This window comes from Nocardioides sp. JCM 18998 (assembly GCF_055391535.1).
On sequence record NZ_AP043886.1, the window covers coordinates 745,613 to 768,492 of the forward strand.

The following is a 22,880-nucleotide window of genomic DNA, read 5'->3' on the forward strand; positions in this document are numbered from 1 at the left end:
CTGGTCACATGCACTTCCCTGAGGCCTGCGACTTCGTCGTCTTCGGCGGCACCGGCGACCTGGCCCTGCGCAAGCTGGTCCCGGCGCTGTACCACTGCGACCTGGAGGGCCGCCTGCCCGCGGACATCCGGATCATCGCCGTCTCCCGTGCCGATCTCGACGACGACGGCTACCGCGCCGAGGCGCGGACCGCGCTGGCCGAGCACGTCGCCCCGGAGTTCCAGGACCTGGCCGCCGTCGAGCGCCTGCTCGAGCGTGTCCACTACGTGACCGTCGACGTGCAGGACCCGGAGTCGTGGAAGCCGCTCTTCGACACGCTGAACGACCGCGAGAACGCCGAGGAGACCGTCCGCGTCTTCTACCTCTCGGTCGCCCCGTCGCTCTTCGGCCCGATCTGCAGCCAGCTCGGCGCCGGCGGCTTCGCCGAGGCGCCCGCGCGCGTCGTCGTGGAGAAGCCGATCGGCACCGACCTGGCCTCGGCCAAGGCGGTCAACGACACGATCAGCGAGCACTTCGACGAGTCGCAGATCTTCCGCATCGACCACTACCTGGGCAAGGAGTCGGTGCAGAACCTCCTGGTGACCCGCTTCGCCAACACGTTCCTGGAGCCGCTGTGGAACAGCCACTCCATCGACCACGTCCAGATCACTGTCGCCGAGACGCTCGGCGTCGGCAACCGCGCGGGCTACTACGACCGCTCCGGTGCCCTGCGCGACATGGTGCAGAACCACCTCCTGCAGCTGCTGTGCCTGGTCGCGATGGAGCCGCCCATCGAGATCGGCGGCGGCCGCGAGGACGTCCGCGACGAGAAGCTCAAGGTGCTGCAGGCCCTCAAGCCGCTCACCCCCTCCGACGTGGAGCGCGACACCGTGCGTGGCCGCTACACCTCGGGCTGGGTCGCCGGTCAGCCCGTCGAGGGCTACGTCGACGAGCTCGGCCACGAGTCGCTGACCGAGACCTTCGTCGCGATCCGCGCCGAGGTGCAGAACTGGCGCTGGGCGGGTGTCCCGTTCTACCTGCGTACCGGCAAGCGCCTCGACCGTCGCGTCAGCGAGATCGTGGTCGTCTTCAAGAGCGCCCCCTACGACCCCTTCCGCCAGCGGGAGGGCGTCACCGAGCCCAACCGGCTCACCATCCGCGTGCAGCCCGAGGAGGGCATGCAGATCCACCTCAACGCCAAGGAGCCCGGCCCGGGCGGCTATCGCCTCAAGCCGGTGTCGCTGGACCTGTCGTACGCCAACGCGTTCGACAAGCGCTCCCCCGACGCCTACGAGCGCCTGCTCATGGACGTCATCCGCGGCAACATGACGCTCTTCATGCGACGCGACGAGGTCGAGGCCGCATGGGCGTGGTGCGAGCCGATCCTCAAGCACTGGGAGTCCGGTGCCCTGACCCCGAAGTCCTACCCGGCCGGCTCGGCCGGCCCGACCGCATCGTTCACGCTCATCGAGCGTGACGGCCGATCCTGGCAGGAGTCCTGATGACCACTCTCAACCCGACGCTGCAGGCGGTGACCGAGCGCCTGATCGAGCGCTCCGCCGCCACCCGTACGGCCTACCTCGACCGCATCCGCGCCGCCCGCAACGAGGGCCCCGCCCGCGGTGACCTCGGCTGCGCCAACCTGGCGCACGGCTTCGCCGCCTCCGAGGCCTCCGAGAAGGCCCAGCTCAAGATCACGACCCGCGGCGGCGCCAAGCCGAACGTCGCGATCGTGACCTCCTACAACGACATGCTCTCGGCGCACGCGCCGTACGAGAGCTACCCGCCGGCGCTCAAGAAGTCCGTCATCCGCGCCGGCGGCCTCGCCCAGGTCGCCGGCGGCGTGCCGGCCATGTGCGACGGCATCACCCAGGGCCGCGCCGGCATGGAGCTCTCGCTCTTCTCCCGCGACGTGATCGCGATGTCGGCCGCGATCGCGCTCTCCCACGACATGTTCGACGCCGCGCTCATGCTCGGCGTCTGCGACAAGATCGTCCCCGGCCTGGTGATCGGCTCGCTCTCCTTCGGCCACCTGCCGACCGCCTTCGTGCCCGCCGGCCCGATGGCCTCGGGCCTGCCCAACAAGGAGAAGGCGCGGGTGCGCCAGCTCCACGCCGAGGGCAAGATCGGCCGCGAGGAGCTGCTCGAGGCCGAGGCGGCCTCGTACCACTCGCGCGGCACGTGCACGTTCTACGGCACCGCCAACTCCAACCAGCTGGTCATGGAGGTGATGGGCCTGCACCTGCCGGGTGCCTCGTTCACCAACCCCGACACCACGCTGCGGGCCGCGCTCACCGACGCGGTCGCCGCCCAGGTGACGGCGAACGCGCTGGCCGGCGCCCCCGGTATCGGCGAGCTCGTCGACGAGCGCGTCATGATCAACGCCTGCGTCGCACTGCTCGCCTCGGGCGGCTCGACCAACCACACCATGCACCTGGTGGCGATGGCCCGCGCGGCCGGCATCCAGCTGACCTGGGACGACCTCTCGGAGCTCTCCTCGGTGGTCCCGCTGGTGGCCCGCGTCTACCCCAACGGCTCCGCTGACGTGAACCACTTCCACGCCGCCGGCGGCATCGGCTTCCTGATCCGTACGCTCCTCGAGGCCGGTCTGCTGCACGAGGACGTGCAGACGATCCTCGGTCGCGGCCTGTCGGCCTACACCAAGGAGCCGCGCCTCACCGAGGACGGCGGCGTCGAGTGGGTCGAGGGTTCGGCCACCTCCGGCGACCTCGAGGTGCTCCGCCCGGCCTCCGACCCGTTCCAGGCCGACGGCGGCCTCCGCGTCCTGCACGGCGTGCTCGGCACCGCGGTGATCAAGACCTCGGCCGTGGCCCCGGAGCACCGCGTGGTCACCGCCCCCGCGATGGTCTTCGACGACCAGGCCCACTTCCTGGCCGCCTTCGCCGACGGCATGTGCGACCGCGACCTGGTCGCGGTCATCCGCTACCAGGGCCCGTCCGCCAACGGCATGCCGGAGCTGCACAAGCTGACGCCGGGCCTCGGCGTGCTGCAGGACCGCGGCCACAAGGTCGCGATCGTCACCGACGGTCGCATGTCCGGAGCCTCCGGCAAGGTCCCGGCCGCCATCCACATGACCCCGGAGGCCGCGCTCGGCGGCCCGCTCGCACGGGTCCAGGACGGCGACGTCATCACCGTCGACGCGATCAACGGCACCGTCTCGATCGACGTCGACCCCGACGTGTTCGCCCGCCGCGAGCCCACCGGCAGCGCCAACCTCGGCGTCACCGGCACGGGTCGCGAGCTCTTCGCCTCGTTCCGCGCCTCCGTCGGCACCGCCGACACCGGTGCCTCCGTCTTCCCGCTGATCACCCCCGCCCAGGAGCCCTCCCATGTCTGAGCTCGGTTCGCTGCTGAACCTCGCCCCCGTCGTCCCCGTCGTCGTCGTCGACTCCCCCGAGCAGGGCGTCAACGTCGCCCGCGCGCTGGTCGCCGGCGGCATCAAGGTCATCGAGATGACGCTCCGTACGCCGGCCGGCCTCGAGGCGATCCGCGCGATCGCCTCGGAGGTCCCGGAGATCGTCGTCGGCGCGGGTACCGTCACCTCGCCGCAGCGTGCCGCCGACGCGGCCGCGGCCGGCTCGCAGTTCCTGGTCTCGCCCGGCCTGACCCCCTCGCTGCTCGCCGCGATGAAGGACACCGGGCTGCCGTTCCTGCCCGGCACCGCCACCGTCTCGGAGGTCCTCGCGGTCCTCGAGGCCGGCATCACCGAGATGAAGTTCTTCCCGGCCGAGGCCTCCGGCGGCGCCGCGTTCCTGGCCAACCTGCCGACCGTCACCCCCGAGGCGCGCTTCTGCCCCACCGGTGGCATCCGGATCAACACTGCCCCCGACTACCTCAACCTGCCCAACATCGGCTGCGTCGGTGGCACCTGGCTCACCCCGTCCGACGCACTCGCGACGGGCGACTGGGACCGCATCACCAAGCTCGCTGCAGAGGCCGCCGCACTCGGCTGAGTCCTGCAGCTCAGCGGGCTGATCCCCGCTGTGTCGAGATCGTGCGCCCCTGGCCGCCCACAGGCGGCCAGGGGCGCACGTGATCTCAGCGCGCCGCGGCAGCGGCCTCGTACATCCGCTTCCACTCGGCCCGCGGCCGGATGGTGACGTCCACGTCGGTCGCCGTGGCGCGCAGGCCGCCGACGGTCGCATCGGACGCGGAGATGTGCTTGAACGGGTCCCAGCCGAAGAACCGGGAGCTGTTCTGCCAGGTGATCATGTCGATCTCCGTGTCGGTGACGCCTGCGTTGTTCATCTCGTTGAGGACGAACTCGGGGGCGTTCGGGAAGATCGAGTCCGAGTGCGGGTAGTCGCACTCCCAGGCGATCGTCTCGATGCCGATCTCGTAGCGGTTCTTCAGCGCCGCCGGGTCGGTGACGTAGCACGCCAGCGAGTGGGCCTTGAAGACCTCGCTGGGCAGCGAGCCTCCGAAGTCGCGGCGCAGCCAGCGCTGGTTGGTGTAGTGCCGGTCGCTGCGGTCGAGGTAGAACGGGATCCACCCGATGCCCGCCTCGGACCACGCGATCTTGAGGTCGGGGAAGGTCCGCATCGCCGGGCCCCAGAGCAGGTCCTGGGCCGCCAGGACGGAGACCTGGGTGGCGAGGATGATCATGTTGTCGATCGGGGCGCCCGGCGTGAGCCGGAGCGCGCCGAGGCCGGCGCCGATGTGGAGACACATCACCGTGCCGGTGTCGCTGCAGGCCTGGAAGACCGGGCCCCAGTAGTCCATGTCGTGATAGCTCGGCACGCCCTGGAGGTGCGGCAGCTCCGGCATCGTCACGGCCCGGACGCCCTTGGCGGACATGCGGTGGATCTCGGAGACCATCTGCTCGGGGTTCCACACCGGCGAGATGCCGAGCGGGATCATCCGGCCCGGGTAGGCCGCGCACCACTCGTCCACGTGCCAGTCGTTGTAGGCCTGCAGCATCCGGAACGCGAGGTCCTTGTCCGGCGCCTTCTGGAAGAAGCCGGCGGAGAAGCCGGCGAAGGTCGGGAAGCACATCGAGGCGAGGATGCCGTTGCGGTCCATGTCGCGGATGCGGGAGTGGATGTCGTACGCGCCGGGACGCATCTCGGCGTAGCCGGCGGGGTCCATCCCCCATTCCTCGGCCGGCCAGCTGACCACCGCATTGAGGCCCATCGGGCCCATCGAGGTCCCCTGGAAGACCCAGTTGTCGATGCCGTTCTCGTCCTTGACGCACTGGGGCGCCAGGTCCTTGTCCTTCTCCAGGACGTGGCCCTCGAACATGTCGGGGGGCTCGACGACATGGTCGTCGATGCTGATCAGAGTCATGTCTTCGATGCGCATGGTCCCGCACTTCCTTCCGGAGAGGCCCCTTAATGAGGATAATTATCTAAGCCTTTCCGGACCGTATCAGTCCGTGGCAGACTCTGCCATCGTTCGACAGAATCTGCCGTGGAAGGAGCCGACGTGGACCTGCAGGAGTCGTTCCGTGCCCAGACCGCCAACGCCCGCCGCGATGCCGGCCGCGACCTGATCACGGCGCGTGCCCTGGAGCTGTTCGAGACGCGGGACTACGACGAGATCACCGTCGCCGACCTCGCCGCCGCCGCCGAGATCTCCGAGCGCACCTTCTACCGCTACTTCGCCTCCCGCGACGACGTGCTGATCGAGTTCGGCGTACGGGGCGGGTCACGCATCCCGGAGCAGCTGGCCGGACGGCCCGATGGTGAGCCGCCGCTGCAGGCCCTGATCCGGGCGATCGCACATCGCAGTGAGGACGCTCAGCGGCACTCGAGCACGTGGAACGCGATCCTCGAGCGGCTGCCCGCCAAGTACGCCTTCATCGGCGAGGCGGTCGGGCGCAAGAGCAAGGAGATGATCCTGCCGGTCCTCCGGCAGCGGCTCAGCGCCGAGCAGATCGAGCAGGGCGACGACGTCCTCCTGGTCGGCCTCGCCTGGACGATCGTCGCCAGTGTCACCAGCGCGTCGCACAGCACCACCTACACCGAGCCACTCGTCCTCGAGGCCGCCGCCCGCGCACGGGCCGCCTTCGTGGCGATGGATGCCTGATCAGGAGGAACACATGACCCACCAGACCGCCGAACGGTCGTACAGCCCCGCCGACGTGGACGAGCAGGTCCGGGCCGTCGGCCGCTACGTGCTGAGCTACTCGATGGTGATCGAGGCGCTCCGCTGGCGCGTCCAGGTCATGCGCGAGCGCCTCGGCGAGTCGTCGGCCGTGCCGGAGCGCGAGCCCCAGGAGATCCTGGCCGCCTTCTCCGCGCTGAGCCTGCGCCACAAGGACGACCTCCGCATCCGCGCGCTGCTCGAGTCGCTCGAGACCGAGCTGACCGAGATCTTCGCCACCCGCGACGCCCAGGCCCACGGCGACTGGCTCCTCGGCTATGCGCGGATCGACCCGGACATCGGTGTCGAGGCGCGTCAGCAGCCGAGCCTCAAGCACCTCGACGTCGCGGCGCTCAACGAGGCGGCCGACCGCTTCGAGGCCGTGGAACGGGTCTTCCGGATGTGGATGCACGCGATCAGCCCGCTCACCGGCGACCTCGGCGCGTCGCCGTACTTCAAGATCGTCGACGACCAGGTCCGCTGCTGAGTGACCTAGGCGGTGGTGGCACCTGCCCGGAAGCAGCCGGGCAGGTGTGGGTCGAAGATCCCGATCGCCTGCATCAGGGCGTACATCGTGGTGGGCCCGACGAAGACGAAACCCCGCTTCTTCAGCGCCTTGGAGAGCGCGATCGACTCCGGTGAGGTGGTCGCGGTGTGGTCGACCGGACCGGTCGGCGCATGCGCCAGGATCAGCTGCTCCAGCCCCTCGGCCTCGCGCAGGGCGACGGCGGCGCGCGCGTTCGTGATGGTGGCACTGATCTTGAGCCGGTTGCGGACGATGCCCGCATCGGCCATCAGCCGGGCGTGGTCCTCGTCGGTGAAGGCGGCGATCGCCTCGGCATCGAAGTCGTGGAAGGCCGCACGGAACGCGGGGCGCTTGGCCAGGATCGTCGACCAGGACAGGCCGGATTGGAACGCCTCGAGCGTGAGCCGCTCCAGGTAGGCCGCCTCACCGTGGACCGGGACGCCCCACTCCTCGTCGTGATAGGCGCGCATCGCGCCCGGCCCGCCCGCCCATACGCAGCGGGCCACGCTGTCTTCTCCGGTGATCGCCTCCATAGGGGCATCCTGCCGGAGACCACCGACAATCGGGTGGTCTCGATACGCTCGCTGGCGCTCGCTACTCGACCAACGAGGATCGCACCGCTCGCTACGCGACCAACGAGGAGCGCACCGCTCGCTACTCGACCTGCATTGACGCTGGTCGAGTAGGCCGAGCCCCTGGGCGAGGCCGTATCGAGACCACCGCCCGCGTCAGGCGCCGATGGCGTCGAGCTCGGCGACCGCGTTCTCGGGAAGCTCGAGCTGGGCGCCCGCGACGTTCTCCCGCAGGTGGGCCACCGACGACGTGCCGGGGATGAGCAGGATGTTGGGCGAGCGCTGCAGCAGCCAGGCCTGGGCGACGGCCATCGGCGTCGCACCCAGCCGCTCCGCGACCGCGTCCAGGGCGCCGGACTGCAGCGGGGAGAAGCCACCGAGCGGGAAGTACGGCACGAAGGCGATGCCCTGCTGTGCGGTGGCGTCGATCAGGGCGTCGTCGTCGCGGTGGGCGAGGTTGTAGAAGTTCTGCACGCACACGATCCGGGTGATGCGCTGGGCCTCCGTGAGCTGGGCGGCGTCGACCGTGCTCAGCCCGATGTGCCGGATCAGACCCTGCTCCTGCAGCTGCGCCAGCGCCTCGACCTGCGGCGCGATCGAGCCCGGCTCGGCAGCGTCGAGGCCGCCCATCCGCAGGTTGACCACGTCCATCCGCTCCAGCCCGAGCCGCTGCAGGTTGTCGCGGACCTGCTGCTGCAGCTCCTCGGGCTCGCGAGCCGGCGGCCAGCCGCCCTCGGCGTCACGTCGTGCACCCACCTTGGTCACGATCACCAGATCGTCGGGGTAGGGGTGCAGCGCCTCGCGGATGATCTCGTTGGTCACGTACGGGCCGTAGTAGTCCGAGGTGTCGATGTGGCGGATGCCGAGCTCCACCGCGGTGCGCAGCACGCGCACGGCCTCGTCGCGGTCGCGCGGCGGCCCGAAAACGTGTGGTCCGGCCAGCTGCATCGCGCCGTACCCGATGCGCGGGACGGTCAGGTCGCCGAGGGCGAAGGTGCCACCAAGATCGTTCGTCATGCCTCCACCTTGGCGCGGAACCGGTGAGGACGGGAGGGCCCGGCCGATCCTGGGAGTCGCGGGACCAGGATGGAGTCCGCCCGCGCGCCTAGGCTGGCGGTCGTGGCGAACACCCTCGGCGACTACCTCCGCGCTCGGCGGGCGCAGGTGAGTCCCGAGTCCGTGGGGATCGTCGTCACCGGCGTGCGGCGCACCCCGGGACTGCGCCGCGAGGAGGTGGCCACCCTCGCCGGCATCAGCGCCGACTACTACCTGCGCCTCGAGCAGGGCCGCGACCGCAACCCGTCGGCGCAGGTGCTGGAGTCGCTGGCGCGGGTGCTCGGGCTCGACGAGGCCGCGACGACGTACCTCCTCGGGCTGCCCTCCACGACGGTCCGCCGCGTGCGCCGGGCAGCGCCGCAGGAGCGGGTACCCGTGGGCGTGCTGCAGCTGCTCGGGTCGCTGACCCTGCCCGCGTTCGTGGAGAGCCGGCGCTTCGACGTCCTGGCGACGAACCCCCTCGCCACCGCGCTCTTCCCGAGCATCGTGCCCGGCGCGAACCGGCTGCGCTCGACGTTCCTCGACCCCGAGGACCGCGCCCGCAACCCCCGCTGGGAGCAGGACGTGCCCCAGATGGTCGCCGCGGTCCGAGCCTCACTGGGATCCGAGGTCGACGACCCGGCGATCGTCTCGCTGATCGGTGAGCTGTCGCTGGCCAGCGAGGAATTCCGGCAGCTGTGGGCGAGGCACGACGTACGGGCGCTCGGTGGTGGCACCACCGAGATCCTCCACCCCGACGTCGGCCGCCTCGAGCTGCGTCGCGAGAAGCTGGCCATCGCCGACACGGACGGCCAGCTGCTCGTGCTCTACCACGCCGAGGCCGGCTCCGAGACCGCCCGCTCGCTGGCTCTGCTGGGCTCGCTGGTCGTCTCGACCCGCGATGAGTGACCTCTCGGCCGGGGTCAGCCGCGGGGGCGGAGCTTGACCGTGGTGGGCAGGGCGGGAGCCGGGATCGGGGGCAGGTGCTCGCCCAGCACCCGACCGAAGCGGCCCTCCGCGACCAGCTCGCCGTCGCCGACCACCGCGCCCGCCGCGTCGGTGATCTGGGCCTGCCAGGCCTCGCGGTAGCCGACGATCTCCTCATGGGTGCGGCCGACGAAGTTCCACCAGATCACGATCTGCTCGCCGAACGGCCGGCCGCCGAGAAGCAGCAGGCGGGTCGGCTCGCCGGCGACGAAGGTACGGCAGGTGGCTCCTGTCGGCAGGTACAGCAGCGCGTCCTTCTCGACAGGGACGCCATCGACGCTGACCGTGCCGGTGTCGACCAGGACCCCGTGCTCGAAGGTGGGGTCGACCGGGATCGCGAGGGCCGTACCGGCCTCGAGCAGGATCTCCGCGCCGAGCAGGCGGCTGAAGGTGGCCACCGGAGAGCTGGAGCCGAGCAGCGAGCCGAGGAACACCCGCGTCGTCCAGCCCTCGCCGGTGACCGGCATGGGCCGGTAGTGCTCGAACGCGGGTGCGGTGTCGCGCGCGGCCTCGGGCAGGGCGATCCAGAGCTGGGCACCGTGCAGGACCTCGGTCTGCGGGGTGGAGATCTCGGTGTGGCTGATGCCGTGGCCGCCGGTCATCAGGTTGACCTCGCCGGGCCGGACCATGGCGTGGTGGCCGGCGCTGTCACGGTGCTCGATCTCGCCGGTGAAGAGCCAGGAGACGGTCTGCAGCCCGGTGTGCGGATGGGCCGAGACGCTCATCCCGCCGGAGTCGGCGACCCGGTCCGGTCCGTAGTGGTCCAGGAAGCACCAGGCGCCGATCAGCGAGCGGGTCTTGGAGGGCAGGGTCCGGCGCACGTTCATCGCACGCGGGCCGCCGAGCGGCACGCCACGCGGCACGATGACCTCGATGCCGGCGGCACGCGCGGCCTCGCAGACGACCTCGTCGGGCCGGGACTCGGTGTTGCTCACGGAAGAACGGTACGGGTCCGCTGCACCCACGGCCCGACACCCTGGTGGAATCCGATCACGATCACCGCGACGACACCGGCGCCGGTCCAGGTGACGATGCCGAACGGCAGCGTGCTCATCGGCGAGATCGCGCCCATCACGACGGCCCCGCCGACCACCGCGACCTCGGCGCGGGCCGAGAGCCTGACGGCGGCGAGGTAGAGGACCCCGACGGCGAGCAGCGCCCGGTCGGCCCTGCCGGTCGGGCAGCGCACGATCGCGACCGTGCCCACGACCGACGGCAGCAGGGTGGCGAGGATGCGGCCGGGCTCGCCGAGCAGCGCCATCGGCGAGAAGGTCGTGACGGTGAACGGCACGCTCAGTGCGCTCATCCGGCCGTACCCGAGGCCGGTGACGGCGCCGGTGCCGAACAGGGCGGCACCGGCGATGATGGCGACCTCGACGGCGCGCCTGCACGATCGAACAGGTCGGCGCCGGCGGGCAGGCCCAGCACGATGACGCCGACGGCGACCATGCCGCCGGACACCTTGACCGAGGCGGCCAGACCGGCCAGTGCTGCGCCGAGCATCCAACTGCGCGCCGAGCGCGGCGTCAGCGCGAGCGCCGCGGCCATCAGGCCCCCGGGTGCGCCGCAGCGAGACCCGCAGCATCTACCCCGACGGCGACCGCGACGAGCGCCGGCGCGTGGCGCGCGAGTAGTCCGCGCCAGGCGCGCCCCGCGGGTCAGGTATCGGCGGGCGGGTTTCGGGAACCGGCCCGGCATGAGCCATCTCGCTGCGGCCGACACGGGCCGTGACCATGACCCGAAGTGGTGGACGCTCGCAGCGGTCTGCACCGGCGTCTTCATGCTGCTGCTCGACATCACCATCGTGAACGTCGCCCTGCCCGACATCCAGGATCAGCTCGACGCCGATCTGGCGGGCCTGCAGTGGGTGATCGACGCGTACGCGCTGAGCCTCGCCTCGCTGCTGCTGACCGCCGGCTCGCTGGCCGACCTGTACGGGCGCCGGCTGCTGTTCGTGATCGGCACCGTGCTCTTCACCGTCGGATCGACGGCCTGCGGGGCCGCCCAGAGCATCACGTTCCTGCAGCTGTCGCGGGCGTTCCAGGGGATCGGCGGTGCCGCGATGTTCGCCACCGCGCTGGCGCTGCTGGCCTCGGCGTTCCGGGGCCGCGACCGCGGTATCGCCTTCGGTGCCTTCGGCGCGACCACCGGCGTCGCGGTCGCGATCGGACCGGTGCTCGGCGGCCTGCTGACCTCGGGCCTGTCGTGGCGCTGGATCTTCTTCGTCAACATCCCGATCTGCGCCGTTGCGCTGGCGATCACCGTCCTCAAGGTCCAGGAGTCGCACGATCCGAAGGCCGGCCGCCCGGACTGGTTCGGGTTCGTCAGCTTCAGCCTCGCGCTCGGCGCCCTCGTGTACGGGCTGATCGAGGCCGGTCGCCCGACGGTCGGCTGGGGCTCGGCGCGGGTGCTCGCCTGCATGGCCGCGACGGTCGTGCTCCTGGTCGTGTTCGTGGTCGCCGAGATGCGGCAGCAACACCCGATGTTCGACCTCGGTCTCCTGCGCAAGCCGACCTTCGTCGGCGGGCTGGTGGCCGCCTTCGGTGTCTCCGCGTCGGTCTTCTCGCTGCTCACCTACCTGGTGATCTACGTCCAGGACGTGCTCGGCTACTCCGCCGTGGCCACCGGCGTCCGCTTCCTCTTCCTCTCCGGCGCCTCGTTCGTCGCGGCCGCGCTGGCCGGCCGGCTCACCGAGCGGGTGCCGACGAAGCTGCTGATCGGTCCCGGCTTCCTGGTCCTCTCTGCCGGGCTGTTCCTGATGCTCGGCATCGACGCGCACTCGACCTGGCAGCACCTGATCCCCGGCATGCTGGTGGCGGGCGTGGGCATCGGCCTGATCAACCCGCCGCTGGCCTCCACCGCTGTCGGCGTGGTCTCACCCGACCGGGCCGGGATGGCCTCCGGGGTCAACTCGACGTTCCGGCAGGTCGGCATCGCGACAGGGATCGCGGCGCTCGGATCGATCTTCGCCCATCAGGTCTCCGACGACATCGCAGGTCGCCTCGCGGGCACGCCGGCCTCGTCGTACTCCGGGAAGGTCGCCGAGGCGGTGACCGGCGGCCAGCTCGAGGCGGTGGTCTCCCACGTGCCGGCCCAGGCACGCGAACAGGTCTCTGCGGCCGCGGTCAGCAGCTTCGCCCACGCCCTCGACCACATCATCCTGATCGCGGCGGTGACGGCGCTCCTCGCCGGGCTGGCCAGCCTTGTCCTGATCAGGCAGCGGGACTTCGTGTCGGAGAGCTGACGGCCGAGGCGGCGACGCATCCTCGGCGCCCGGCGTGGCGCGGGTCAGCCGTGGATCAGCGCGCCGGCGTGGGGCGGCAGGTGGAGGACGCCGTCCTCGTACGTCGCGCCCGAGGGCGTGGTGAACAGCAGCTCGCCGCTGCCCGGGTCCAGCTCGAGGTTCGCCGGCGAGCCCGAGAAGTTCACCGCGACCAGGACCTCGCCGCGCTGCATGGTGAACAGGCCTGCAGCATCGTCAGCGCTGGCCTCGACCCGGGTGAACCGGGGGTCGGTCAGGTCGGGCAGCCGCCGCCGGAGCGCGGCCAGCTCCCGGTAGACGGCGAGCAGTCGCCGCCCCCGTTCCCAGTCCAGCTCGGACCAGTCGAGCTTCGAGCGCCGGTACGTCTCGGGGTCCTGCGGGTCCGGCACCGCGGCCGCGTCCCAGCCGTGCTCGGCGAACTCCGCGATCCGCCCCTCGGCCGTGGCCCGGCCCAGATCCTCCTCCGGATGGGAGGTGAAGAAGGCGAACGGCGTGGACGCGCCCCACTCCTCGCCCTGGAACAGCATCGGGGTGAACGGCCCGGCCAGCGTCAGGAGCGCCGCGCAGGCCAGCTGGTCGTCGTCGAGGTGGGCCGTCAGGCGATCGCCCTGAGCCCGGTTGCCGATCTGATCGTGGTTCTGGCTGCCCACCACCAGCCGCCAGGTCGGCATGGCCGCCCGATCGATCGGCACCCCGTGCGGGCGCCCGCGGAAGGAGGACCAGGTGCCGTCATGGAAGAACCCGCGCTCGCAGACCTTCGCCAACGCCTCCAGCGGCGCGAAGTCGGCGTAGTAGCCGTGCGTCTCCCCGGTCAGCGCCACGTGCAGCGCGTGGTGGAAGTCATCGCTCCACTGCGCGTCGAGGCCGTATCCACCCGCCTCCTTCGGGGTCACCAGACTCGGGTCGTTGAGATCCGACTCCGCGATCAGGGTGAGTGGGCGGCGCTGGTGGGCGGAGAGCGCTGCCACATCGGTGGCGAGCTGCGCGAGCAGGTGCGGGCGCGACGCGTCGGACAGGGCGTGCACGGCGTCGAGCCGCAGCCCGTCGACGTGGTAGTCGTCCAGCCACATCCGGACGTTGTCACGGATGTAGCGCCGGACCTGGGCGGAGCCCTCGCCGTCGAGGTTGAGCAGGTCGCCCCAGGTGTTGCGACCCTCCTTCAGGTAGGGGCCGAAGAGCGGCAGGTAGTTCCCCGACGGGCCGAGGTGGTTGTAGACGACGTCCTGGATCACCCCGATCCCCGCGGCATGGCAGCCGTCGACGAACCGCTGGTACGCCTCCGGGCCGCCGTACTCCTCCTGCACCGCGAACCACGCAACCCCGTCGTAGCCCCAGTTGTGGGTGCCGTTGAACGCGTTGACGGGCAGCAGCTCGACGAGGTCGACCCCGATCGAGCGCAGGTGCTCGATCCTGCCCAGCGCGGCGTCGAGGGTGCCCTCCGGCGTGAACGTGCCGACGTGCAGCTCGTAGATCACCGAGCCGGCCAGCTGGCGTCCGGTCCATGCCTGGTCGGTCCAGTCGAACGCGCCGGGGTCGTAGGTGCGCGAGCGGCCGTGCACCCCAGCCGGCTGTCGCCGGGAGCGCGGATCCGGCCGGGGTGTCTCGTCGGCGTCGACGAGATAGCCGTAGTCCACCTGTTGGCTCGGGTCGGGCACGGCCCCCGCGGGGGTCCACCAGTCGTCGGAGCCTCGGGTCATCTCGACGATGCCGTCGCCGACCGCCAGTCTCAGCGTCTCGGCCCGGGGGGCCCACACGTCGTACGGTCCGCGGCTCACGAATCCTCCTTGATCAGCAGCGCGACGGGGTAGGTGGCGAGCAGGTCGCGGAGGAGCACGCCGTCGGTCGAGGCGTGAGCGGAGCGAGCCGCGAGGGCGTCCCGGTCGCTCAGGGCGTCGCGCCAGATGCCGGCGGGCAGGTCGAGCCGGGTGTCGCCCCAGCCGCCGCGCGCGGCCAGGCCCACCGGCAGCCGGGTCGCCACCGTGATCGCGCCGCCACGGGAGAAGGCGAGCGCGTGCTCCGACGCCTCCCCCAGCACCCGGACCGGCTCGTAGGTCGAGAACAGCTCGGGCCGGTCCCGCCGGAGCGTGAGGGCGGTCCGGGTGATCAGCAGCTTGGCGACACCCGCGTCGTCGATGCCGTGCGGCGCGACCGCCCCGGCACCGGACGTCACGGCGCCCAGCAGCGCGGCGCGCTCGTCGAAGTCGACCGGGCGGCGGTTGTCCGGGTCGACCAGGCTCTGCTCCCACAGCTCGCTGCCCTGGTAGACGTCCGGCACGCCCGGCATCGTGAGCGCGAGCAGCTTGCCGGCCAGGGCGTTGCTCCAGCCGGGATCGACGACCTCGTCGAGCAGCTCGCGGAACGCTCCGAAGAGAGCGTGGTCGTCGTAGAGCGCGTCGACGGCGGCGTGCACCGCCGTCTCGTACCCGTGGTCGGGCTCGGTCCACGTCGTGTGATCGCCGGCCTCGCGCATCGCCTTCTCGGCGTAGGCGTGCAGACGGTCGCGGTCGATCGGCCAGGCGCCGAGCGCCGCCTGCCACAGCAGCGCGCCGAAGCCGGGATCGGGCACCGGGGCCAGCGCCAGCAGGGAGTCCAGGGTCCGTGCCCAGGCGTGCGGCAGCTCGGCGAGCACCGCGATCCGCGCGCGGACGTCCTCGCCGCGCTTGGTGTCGTGGGTCGAGGTGGTCGTCATCGCGTACGGCCAGGTGCGCTGCCGCTCGGCCATCGCGTCGTGGAAGGCCTCGACGTCGACGGCGAAGATCGACGGGTCCCCGCCGACCTCGTTGAGGGAGGTGAGGCGCGACCAGCGGTAGAAGGAGCAGTCCTCGACGCCCTTGGCCATCACCATCCCGCTGGTCTGCTGGAACCGCTTGCTCGCCGCCAGGTCGGGGCTGGCCAGCCACGGCTCCAACGCGTCGAACGTGACGGCCAGATCGGGGCGGCGCCGGCGAGCGACGGCGAACGCCTCGTCCAGGTGCTCGCGGCCCTCGGGCAGGTAGGAGCGGTAGACCGGGAAGCTGGCCAGCAGCTCGGCGACCGCGTCCTCGGCCCGGAAGGCGGGCACCACCGGCAGATGCCGGCGCAGGTCCCGCACGATCCGCTTGACCTCCGAGCGCAGGATGCCGTCGGCGACCTCGCGCTTGCGGTCGTGCACCATCGTCGGCCAGTCGACCGGGCCGCCTCGCAGGCGCGCCTCCAGCTCGTCGAGCGGCGTACGGCCGGCGGGGTCGGTGAGCACCCGGTCGATCAGTCCGAGGACGTCGTACCCCGTGGTGCCGGCCGTCCGCCACGACTCGAGGAGCTCCTCGCCCGGCTCGAGGATCTTCTCGACCAGCACGTATGCCCCGCCGGTGAGCGCGGCCAGGTCCTCGAGATATCGGCGTGGGTCGCGCAGCCCGTCGGGGTGATCCACCCGGAGCCCGTCGACCAGGCCCTCGTCGAACCAGCGCCGGATCTCGGCGTGCGTCTCGGCGAAGACGTCCGGCTCCTCGACCCGGACCGCGGCGAGGGTGGTGACCGCGAAGAACCGCCGGTAGTTGAGCGCGTCATCGGCCGTCCGCCACGAGACCAGCTCGTAGTGCTGTCGCTCGTGCACCTCGTCGGCCGTTGCCGCATCCTCGGCGGTGCCGGGCGCGATCGGGTAGTGGTTGTCGTGATAGGCCAGCTCGGGTCCGTCCTCACCCGGGACCACCGTCAGGTGGGCGATCCGGCCGTTCGACAGCAGGTCCTCGTCACCGACGACGGGGATGCGGATCCGCTCGTGCCCGGCGTGCCAGTCGATGTCGAACGCGGCGGCGTGGGTCGAGTCGCGGCCCAACCGCAGCACGTCCCACCACCAGGGATCCGCGCTCGGGGTGGCGATGCCGACGTGGTTGGGCACGATGTCGACCAGCACACCCATGCCGAGCCGGCGGGCCTCGGCGCAGAGCGCGGCGAGGCCGGCGGCGCCACCCCGGGACTCGTCGATGTGGTCGTGGGCCACCACGTCGTAGCCGTGGTCGCTGCCCGGCTCGGCGGCGAGCAGCGGCGAGAGGTAGACCCAGTCGACGCCGAGCCCGTGCAGGTAGGCCAGCCGCCCGGTGGCGGCGAAGAGGTCGAAGTCGCCGGTGATCTGCAGCCGGTAGGTGCTCACCGGCGGTCGGGACGGCACGCTCACCGTCCCCGGTGGACGGCCACCGACGCGGCGACGGAGTGATCCGGCACCGATTCGGGCTCACGGTGCTGCCGCAGCACCACCACGCTACGCGAGGCGACCTCGATGCTCGAGCCCGCCGCCAGCCCCTCCCGTACGCCCGTGCCGTCGGCGCCGGTGTCGATCACGACGTCCCAGGCCGCGGTGTACTCCGCGCCGGGCAGGGTGGCGGTGGCCGGGCCGTCGGCGTTGAAGTAGAGCAGGAAGTGGTCGTCGACCACGCGCTGTCCGCGGGAGTCGGTGCCGGGGATGCGCTCGCCGTTGAGATACATCCCGACGGCCTGGCTCTGCGGGCTGTCCCAGTCGCCGTCGCCCATCGGCTCACCGGAGAGCTTGAGCCAGACGATGTCGTCGAGCTGGTCCACCTGGGCGTCGATGCCGGTGAAGAAGCGGCGCCGCCGGAAGGTCGGGTGGGCACGCCGCAGGTGGATCACCGCTGCAGCGAACTCCAGCAGCGGCTGGTCGGCCTCGTCCCAGTGCACCCAGCTCAGCTCGCTGTCCTGGGCGTAGGTGTTGTTGTTGCCCTGCTGGGTGCGCCCGAGCTCGTCACCGTGCAGCAGCATCGGCACGCCCTGCGAGAGCAGCAGCGTGGCCAGCAGGTTGCGCTGCGTGCGGGCCCGCGCGGCCAGGATCTCCGGGTCGTCGGTCGGCCCTTCGACGCCATGGTTCCAGGAGCGGTTGTGGCTCTCCCCGTCGTTGTTGTCCTCGCCGTTGGCCTCGTTGTGCTTCTCGTCGTAGGAGACCAGGTCGCGCAGGGTGAAGCCGTCGTGGGCGGTGACGAAGTTGATGCTCGCGAACGGCTTGCGACCCGAGTGCTCGTAGAGGTCGCTGGATCCGGAGAGCCGCGAGGCGAAGTCGCCGAGCGAGGGCTCACCGCGCCAGAAGTCCCGTACGGTGTCGCGGAACCTGCCGTTCCACTCCGTCCACAGCGGCGGGAAGCCGCCCACCTGGTAGCCGCCCGGACCGACGTCCCAGGGCTCGGCGATCAGCTTCACCTGGCTGACCACCGGGTCCTGCTGGACCAGCTCGAAGAACGTCGAGAGCCGGTCCACATCGTAGAACTCGCGCGCCAGCGTCGCGGCGAGGTCGAAGCGGAAGCCGTCGACGTGCATCTCGGTGACCCAGTAGCGCAGCGAGTCCATGATCAGCTGCAGGCTGTGCGGCTGGCGGACGTTGAGGCTGTTGCCGGTGCCGGTGTAGTCCATGTAGTAGCGCTGGTCGTCCTCGACCAGGCGGTAGTAGGCGGGGTTGTCGATGCCCTTGAAGCTGAGCGTGGGTCCGAGGTGGTTGCCCTCGGCGGTGTGGTTGTAGACGACGTCGAGGATCACTTCGATGCCGGCCGCGTGCAGGGTCTTCACCATCTGCTTGAACTCCTGCACCTGCCCACCGGCCACGGCACGCTGGCTGGCGTACTCGGCGTGCGGGGCGAAGAAGCCGAGGGTGTTGTAGCCCCAGTAGTTGCGCAGCCCCTTGTCGGTCAGCGTGCTGTCCTGGACGAACTGGTGCACCGGCATCAGCTCGATCGCCGTGACGCCGAGCCGCTGCAGGTGCTCGATCACCGCGGGGTGCCCGATGCCCGCGTACGTGCCGCGCTGCTCCTCCGGCACGTCGGGATGCAGCTGCGTCAGGCCCTTGACGTGGGCCTCGTAGATCACCGACTCGCTGTACAGGTAGCCCGGCTGCCGGTCGCCCTCCCAGTCGAAGAACGGGTTGGTCACCACCCCGAGCATCATGTGGGCGGCCGAGTCCTCGTCGTTGCGCGAGTCCTCCTCGCCGAAGGTGTAGCCGAACAGGCTCTGGTCCCAGTCGATGTCGCCGCTGGTCGCCTTCGCGTACGGGTCGAGCAGCAGCTTGTTCGGGTTGCAGCGCAGTCCCCGACCCGGGTCCCAGGGCCCGTGCACCCGGTAGCCGTACCGCTGCCCCGGCTGCACCGCCGGGAGGTAGCCGTGCCACACGTAGGCGTCGACCTCGGTCAGCTCGATGCGGGTCTCGTGACCCCTGTCGTCGAACAGGCACAGCTCCACGCCCTCGGCGATCTCGCTGAAGAGCGCGAAGTTGGTGCCGTTGCCGTCGAAGCTCGCCCCGAGCGGATAGGGCTGTCCCGGCCAGATCTCCACGTCGCCTCCTGCGCTGTGCTGTGGTCGCGGACTGGTACCCGGTCCGCGCCGGCTCAGTCGACCGGTCTGCGCGGAAGCACCGCCATGCCCGAGCGCGGGAGCACCCGGCCGGCGACCGAGCCCTGGGCCGCGACGAGCTCGAGGCGGTGGAAGTGGGCTCGCATGTCGGCGCGCGCGGCGGCGATGACGCCGACCGCCAGGCTCGGCAGGGAGCCGACCGCGCTGAGATCCATCACGAGATCGCGCGCGTAGCCGCTCATCAGCGCCCCGAGCCGATTGCGCAACTCCAGCGCTCCGGCCCTGTCGAGGTCGCCGGAGACGGTGAGGGTGCGCGTGTCTTCGTCGTACGCGCACGCGAAGGGGACGCGGGCCATGGCCCTCTATTCCCGTTCTGAACGCGTCCATGCGCAGGCCGGTCGTCCAGATTTCCTGGCGGACGGTCCGCCGGACGACCCCTGGCCGCCAAAGACGCGCGCCGGTAGCGTCGAGGAGTGCGCAACGCCGACCTGGATCCCGAGATCGACTACGTCCGGATCTATCGCGAGCTCGGGCAGTACGAGTTCCCGTGGGACTTCAACCAGTCGCTCTCCTTCGCCCTGTTCCGCACCTATGCGGTGCCCTCGATCGGGCGGCTGCTCGACCAGACGCACGAGTTCACCGAGCGCCCGCAGAAGCGCTACGACGACACCGCCCTGCTGCTCGACGAGGTGATCAGCAACGGCTTCGAGTCCCGCGACGGGCTCGAGGCGATCCGCCGGATCAACGGCATGCACCGGCTCTACGACATCTCCAACGACGACATGCGCTACGTGCTGTCGACGTTCGTGGTGGTGCCCAAGCGCTGGATCGACCTCTACGGCTGGCGGCCCCTGACCGGCGGCGAGCTGCTCGCCTCGGTCCGCTACTACCAGGCGCTCGGCAAGCACATGGGGATCAAGGACATCCCCGAGACGTACGAGGGCTTCGCCGCACTGATGGACTCCTACGAGCGCGAGCACTTCGCCTACGACGAGGGCGGACGGCGGGTGGCCGATGCGACGCTGCACCTGCTCGCCACGTTCTACCCGCGCCCACTGGCGCCCCTGCTGCGCCTCTTCAGCCGCTCGCTGATGGACCCGCCGCTGATCGCCGCGTTCGGCTACGACGAGCCCGGCGAGCTCGCGCGCCGGGCCTCGGAGGGCGCACTGCGCGCCCGTGCCCGGTTCGTCCGGATGCTCCCGGCGCGCCGCCGGCCGGTGCGGGTGCAGGACCTCGGCCGGATCAAGACCTACCCCGACGGCTTCGACGTACGGCAGATGGGGACGTTCGCACCGGGCTGCCCGGTGCACCACCGGGCAGCCACGGACGCGCCCGCCGCCGCATCCACTTCGGCATCGGCCTGACCTGCGGCGTTCGACGCCCGGCTAGAAGGCGTGCGCCATCAGCTCGCCGAACAGCTCCTGCTCGTCGACCGGGAGTCCCCGTGCCCGGAACCACGCACAGACGTTGGCGCAGTCGCGCAGCAGGAAGTCGAGGCCGGCCGGGTTGCCGACCAGGTCGACGATCTGCGGCAGGTCGATGATGACCAGCCGATCGCCCGCCGCCAGGATGTTGTACGGCGACAGGTCACCGTGCACGAAGCCGGCCTGCACCATCGTGGCGAGCGCCTCGCGGAGCTGATCGAAGTAGGACGCCAGGAGCTCTGCGGCAGGGCGGGTCTGGGCCAGGCGCGGAGCCGTCCGGGTGCCGTCGTCGGTCTCGACGGTGATCCACTCCATCAGGATCTCGGTGCCGTCGACCTGCACCGGGTAGGGAACAGGGACGCCGAGCCGCCAGCAGGTCACCAGGGCGCCCCACTCGGACGCCGCCCACTCCCCCTGGGCGACCTCACGGCCGAAGGTGGACTTGCGCTGCAGCGCCCGCTCGTCGCGAGAGCGCCTCATCGAGCGTCCCTCGGTGTAGGCGGCCGCCCGGTGGAAGCTGCGGTGGTCGCTGTCGCGATAGCGCTTGGCGACCATCACCACTGACCGATCGGGGTGGTGCGGGTCGGTGCGGTCGATCAGGAAGGCGTCGGCCTCCTTGCCGGTCTTGAGGATGCCGAGCTCGGTGTCGAGGGCGCCCTGCGAGGTCACCACCCAGTCGGGTCGGGGCTCCGGTCCGCGCTGCAGCGGCTCGACGTCGAGCCACGTCGACCAGCGCTGGCCGTTCTCCAGGGTGTCGTCGTAGGCGACGTAGTCGAAGAAGAAGGGGTGATCCGTCGACGGATCAGGAGCGGTGCGCTCCTCGGTCATGTCGTGCTCCAAGGGTCAGAGAGATCTGGTCTGCGGGCAGGCCGGAAACAGTGGGTCGCATGTCACTGCTCCTCTCGGACGTCGGGCGCGGTCGCGCCTCGTGGAGGTGTCCAGTCTCAGGGACCTCGCCGGACGTCGACAACCGAATTAACGGCACTACAGGCCGAGGTCCTTGCCGACGATCTCCTTCATGATCTCGGTGGTGCCCCCGTAGATCGTGGTGATCCGCGAGTCGAGGTAGTCCTGCGCGATGCGGTACTCGAGCATGTAGCCGTAGCCGCCGTGGAGCTGCAGACAGCGCCCGACCACGTTGACGTACTGCTCGGTGGTCCAGAACTTCGCCGCCGCGGCGTCGACGGCGCTGAGCTCGCCGCGGGCGTGCCGGCCGAGCAGCTCGTCGATGTGGCTGCGCGCGACCCGGACCGCTGTGACCATGTCGGCCAGCTCGAAGCGGGTGTTCTGGAACGACCCGATCGGCTTGCCGAAGGCGGTCCGCTCCTTGACGTAGGCCAGGGTCCGGTCGAGCACGCCCTCGGAGGCGGCCAACGCCGAGGCGGCGATCGAGATCCGCTCCTGCGGCAGGTTGCGCATCAGCGCGAGGAAGCCGGTGCCCTCCTCGCCGAGCAGGTTGGCGGCGGGGACGCGGACGTTCTCGAAGAAGAGCTCGCTGGTGTCCTGGGCGTGCAGGCCGATCTTCTCCAGGTTGCGGCCCCTGCTGAAGCCGGGCAGGTCGGCCTCGACGACCAGCAGGCTGATGCCCCGGTGCGGGTGCTCGCCGGTGCGCACCGCGGTGACGACCAGATCGGCGTTCTGGCCGTTGGAGATGAAGACCTTGGAGCCGTTGACGACGTAGTCGTCGCCATCGCGTACGGCCGACGTGCGGATGCCCGAGAGGTCCGATCCGGTGCCGGGCTCGGTCATCGCCACCGCCACGATCAGCTCGCCGGCGGCGATGCCGGGCAGCCAGCGGCGCCGCTGCTCCTCGTCGGTCAGGTCGGTGAAGTACGGCACGACGATGTCGTTGGACAGCGAGACACCGGCGAGACCGTCGGAGACCGGGTAGCGGACGATCTCCTCGCCGAGCACCGCGTTGAAGCGGAAGTCGGTGGTGCCACCGCCGCCGTACTCCTCGGGGATGTTGAATCCGAGGACCCCGGCCTTGGCGGCCTCGGTGAAGAGCTCGCGCTCGACCCGGCCGTCGGCCAGCCACTTCTCCGCACGGGGCGCGGCGTACGTGTCGATGAAGGCGCGCGCGGTGGCGCGGAAGTACTCGTGGTCCGCGTCGTAGAGGGCGCGGTGGGTGGGAAGGACATCGCTCATCGGACCCTGCTCTCAACGTTGGGGCGGGGAGCTCGCGGCCTCACTCGCGCTCCAGGCCGAAGTAGTAGTGCTGGCCCTGCGCGTCCAGGACGTGTCCCGCCTTGCCGTTCATGATGCCCATCAGGGTGCGGTCATCGACCCTCTTGAAGTGGTCGAAGACCGCCATCCCGTCGTAGACCATCGTCGCCGTCACCTCGCCGCGGAACTCGATGTTCCACAGGCTCGCCTCGCCGCGCCCGGACGTCACGTCGGAGAACAGCGCGCCGTCCTCGCCGCGGCAGATCAGCGGCTTGGCGTCCGCGACGGAGTCGAACCGCTTGCCGTGCCAGCCGCTGCCGAGGAGCAACTGGCCGATCGGATGACCGGTCTCGAAGTCGAAGCCGTGCCAGGGGCCGAGGATCTCCTCGGCCCGTACGGTCCCCAGCGCGGCCCAGACCTCGTCGAGCCCGGCGACCTCGAGCGGGCCCTCGGCGGTGCGGAGGGCGCGGAAGCGGTCGACCGCCTCGGTGCGGTCCACG

Annotated in this window: 21 protein-coding genes; 8 read left to right on the forward strand and 13 right to left on the reverse strand. The window is 71.0% G+C overall.

Annotation, left to right across the window (positions count from 1 at the left end):
• The first annotated feature begins 8 nt into the window (after window positions 1-8).
• The 3 genes from zwf to eda are packed head-to-tail and all read left to right on the forward strand — an operon-like array spanning window position 9 to window position 3,953.
• On the forward strand, window positions 9-1,481 hold the full coding sequence (zwf, locus tag ACZ5L9_RS03570) for a glucose-6-phosphate dehydrogenase (RefSeq protein ID WP_464533963.1): 1,473 nt from the start codon (window positions 9-11) through the stop codon (window positions 1,479-1,481).
• Window positions 1,481-3,337 (forward strand): phosphogluconate dehydratase, encoded by a 1,857-nt coding sequence (gene edd / locus ACZ5L9_RS03575; protein WP_464533968.1) that lies wholly within the window; start codon window positions 1,481-1,483, stop codon window positions 3,335-3,337. Before zwf ends, edd begins: the two co-directional genes overlap by 1 nt.
• Window positions 3,330-3,953, forward strand: coding sequence for a bifunctional 4-hydroxy-2-oxoglutarate aldolase/2-dehydro-3-deoxy-phosphogluconate aldolase (gene eda / locus ACZ5L9_RS03580; RefSeq protein ID WP_464533972.1), 624 nt, complete (start codon window positions 3,330-3,332; stop codon window positions 3,951-3,953). Before edd ends, eda begins: the two co-directional genes overlap by 8 nt.
• An 85-nt stretch (window positions 3,954-4,038) precedes the next feature.
• Here the strand turns inward: eda and ACZ5L9_RS03585 are convergent, their stop codons facing one another.
• Window positions 4,039-5,286 carry an amidohydrolase family protein gene (locus ACZ5L9_RS03585; protein WP_464533976.1) on the reverse strand — a complete coding sequence of 416 codons (1,248 nt, stop codon included), beginning with the start codon at window positions 5,284-5,286 and terminating at the stop codon, window positions 4,039-4,041.
• A gap of 138 nt (window positions 5,287-5,424) precedes the next feature.
• Between ACZ5L9_RS03585 and ACZ5L9_RS03590 the strand changes: the two genes are divergently transcribed.
• Both ACZ5L9_RS03590 and ACZ5L9_RS03595 read left to right on the forward strand, forming a co-directional pair.
• Window positions 5,425-6,027 (forward strand): TetR/AcrR family transcriptional regulator, encoded by a 603-nt coding sequence (locus tag ACZ5L9_RS03590; RefSeq protein ID WP_464533980.1) that lies wholly within the window; start codon window positions 5,425-5,427, stop codon window positions 6,025-6,027.
• 13 nt (window positions 6,028-6,040) lie between these two features.
• Window positions 6,041-6,571, forward strand: a complete 531-nt coding sequence (locus tag ACZ5L9_RS03595; RefSeq protein ID WP_464533983.1) for a hypothetical protein — start codon at window positions 6,041-6,043, stop codon at window positions 6,569-6,571.
• Window positions 6,572-6,576: 5 nt separating this feature from the next.
• Here the strand turns inward: ACZ5L9_RS03595 and ACZ5L9_RS03600 are convergent, their stop codons facing one another.
• Window positions 6,577-7,143 carry a DNA-3-methyladenine glycosylase I gene (locus tag ACZ5L9_RS03600; protein WP_464533986.1) on the reverse strand — a complete coding sequence of 189 codons (567 nt, stop codon included), beginning with the start codon at window positions 7,141-7,143 and terminating at the stop codon, window positions 6,577-6,579.
• Window positions 7,144-7,338: 195 nt separating this feature from the next.
• The gene (locus ACZ5L9_RS03605; RefSeq protein ID WP_464533988.1) at window positions 7,339-8,199 is read right to left on the reverse strand and encodes an aldo/keto reductase family oxidoreductase; all 861 of its coding nucleotides are present in this window, start codon (window positions 8,197-8,199) and stop codon (window positions 7,339-7,341) included.
• 102 nt (window positions 8,200-8,301) lie between these two features.
• On the opposite strand from ACZ5L9_RS03605, the gene ACZ5L9_RS03610 reads away from it, so the two are divergent.
• Window positions 8,302-9,126: a helix-turn-helix domain-containing protein gene (locus ACZ5L9_RS03610; RefSeq protein ID WP_464533990.1), complete on the forward strand. Its 825-nt coding sequence runs from the start codon at window positions 8,302-8,304 to the stop codon at window positions 9,124-9,126.
• Window positions 9,127-9,140: 14 nt separating this feature from the next.
• On the opposite strand, the gene ACZ5L9_RS03615 is transcribed toward ACZ5L9_RS03610, so the two are convergent.
• Genes ACZ5L9_RS03615 through ACZ5L9_RS03625 form a run of 3 tightly spaced genes read right to left on the reverse strand, consistent with a single transcriptional unit; the run spans window position 9,141 to window position 10,752 of the window.
• On the reverse strand, window positions 9,141-10,139 hold the full coding sequence (locus tag ACZ5L9_RS03615; RefSeq protein ID WP_464533992.1) for a pirin family protein: 999 nt from the start codon (window positions 10,137-10,139) through the stop codon (window positions 9,141-9,143).
• The gene (locus tag ACZ5L9_RS03620) at window positions 10,136-10,510 is read right to left on the reverse strand and encodes a hypothetical protein (RefSeq protein WP_464533995.1); all 375 of its coding nucleotides are present in this window, start codon (window positions 10,508-10,510) and stop codon (window positions 10,136-10,138) included. Before ACZ5L9_RS03620 ends, ACZ5L9_RS03615 begins: the two co-directional genes overlap by 4 nt.
• Entirely contained in the window at window positions 10,507-10,752 is a 246-nt protein-coding gene (locus ACZ5L9_RS03625) for a hypothetical protein (RefSeq protein ID WP_464533997.1), read from the reverse strand. Before ACZ5L9_RS03625 ends, ACZ5L9_RS03620 begins: the two co-directional genes overlap by 4 nt.
• A gap of 148 nt (window positions 10,753-10,900) precedes the next feature.
• On the opposite strand from ACZ5L9_RS03625, the gene ACZ5L9_RS03630 reads away from it, so the two are divergent.
• Window positions 10,901-12,448, forward strand: coding sequence for an MFS transporter (locus tag ACZ5L9_RS03630; RefSeq protein WP_464534000.1), 1,548 nt, complete (start codon window positions 10,901-10,903; stop codon window positions 12,446-12,448).
• A gap of 44 nt (window positions 12,449-12,492) precedes the next feature.
• On the opposite strand, the gene treZ is transcribed toward ACZ5L9_RS03630, so the two are convergent.
• From treZ to ACZ5L9_RS03650, 4 genes are read right to left on the reverse strand one after another with little or no spacing between them, the layout of a single operon-like run.
• The gene (gene treZ, locus ACZ5L9_RS03635; RefSeq protein WP_464534003.1) at window positions 12,493-14,241 is read right to left on the reverse strand and encodes a malto-oligosyltrehalose trehalohydrolase; all 1,749 of its coding nucleotides are present in this window, start codon (window positions 14,239-14,241) and stop codon (window positions 12,493-12,495) included.
• Complete coding sequence (gene treY, locus ACZ5L9_RS03640; protein WP_464534006.1) at window positions 14,238-16,613, reverse strand: malto-oligosyltrehalose synthase; 2,376 nt, start codon at window positions 16,611-16,613, stop codon at window positions 14,238-14,240. The genes treZ and treY overlap by 4 nt, the downstream gene beginning before the upstream one ends.
• 2 nt (window positions 16,614-16,615) lie before the next feature.
• On the reverse strand, window positions 16,616-18,772 hold the full coding sequence (glgX, locus tag ACZ5L9_RS03645) for a glycogen debranching protein GlgX (protein WP_464534008.1): 2,157 nt from the start codon (window positions 18,770-18,772) through the stop codon (window positions 16,616-16,618).
• Between the two features lie 53 nt (window positions 18,773-18,825).
• Window positions 18,826-19,146 carry an STAS domain-containing protein gene (locus tag ACZ5L9_RS03650; RefSeq protein ID WP_464534011.1) on the reverse strand — a complete coding sequence of 107 codons (321 nt, stop codon included), beginning with the start codon at window positions 19,144-19,146 and terminating at the stop codon, window positions 18,826-18,828.
• A 117-nt stretch (window positions 19,147-19,263) separates the two neighbouring features.
• On the opposite strand from ACZ5L9_RS03650, the gene ACZ5L9_RS03655 reads away from it, so the two are divergent.
• Window positions 19,264-20,154 carry an oxygenase MpaB family protein gene (locus ACZ5L9_RS03655; RefSeq protein WP_464534014.1) on the forward strand — a complete coding sequence of 297 codons (891 nt, stop codon included), beginning with the start codon at window positions 19,264-19,266 and terminating at the stop codon, window positions 20,152-20,154.
• 21 nt (window positions 20,155-20,175) lie between these two features.
• Here the strand turns inward: ACZ5L9_RS03655 and ACZ5L9_RS03660 are convergent, their stop codons facing one another.
• The 3 genes from ACZ5L9_RS03660 to ACZ5L9_RS03670 form a co-directional block, all read right to left on the reverse strand.
• Complete coding sequence (locus ACZ5L9_RS03660; RefSeq protein ID WP_464534017.1) at window positions 20,176-21,042, reverse strand: serine protein kinase RIO; 867 nt, start codon at window positions 21,040-21,042, stop codon at window positions 20,176-20,178.
• A 156-nt stretch (window positions 21,043-21,198) separates the two neighbouring features.
• Window positions 21,199-22,362, reverse strand: coding sequence for an acyl-CoA dehydrogenase family protein (locus ACZ5L9_RS03665; RefSeq protein WP_464534019.1), 1,164 nt, complete (start codon window positions 22,360-22,362; stop codon window positions 21,199-21,201).
• 40 nt (window positions 22,363-22,402) lie between these two features.
• Window positions 22,403-22,879, reverse strand: a complete 477-nt coding sequence (locus tag ACZ5L9_RS03670) for a DUF4334 domain-containing protein (RefSeq protein ID WP_464534022.1) — start codon at window positions 22,877-22,879, stop codon at window positions 22,403-22,405.
• Between the last annotated feature and the right edge of the window lies 1 nt (window position 22,880).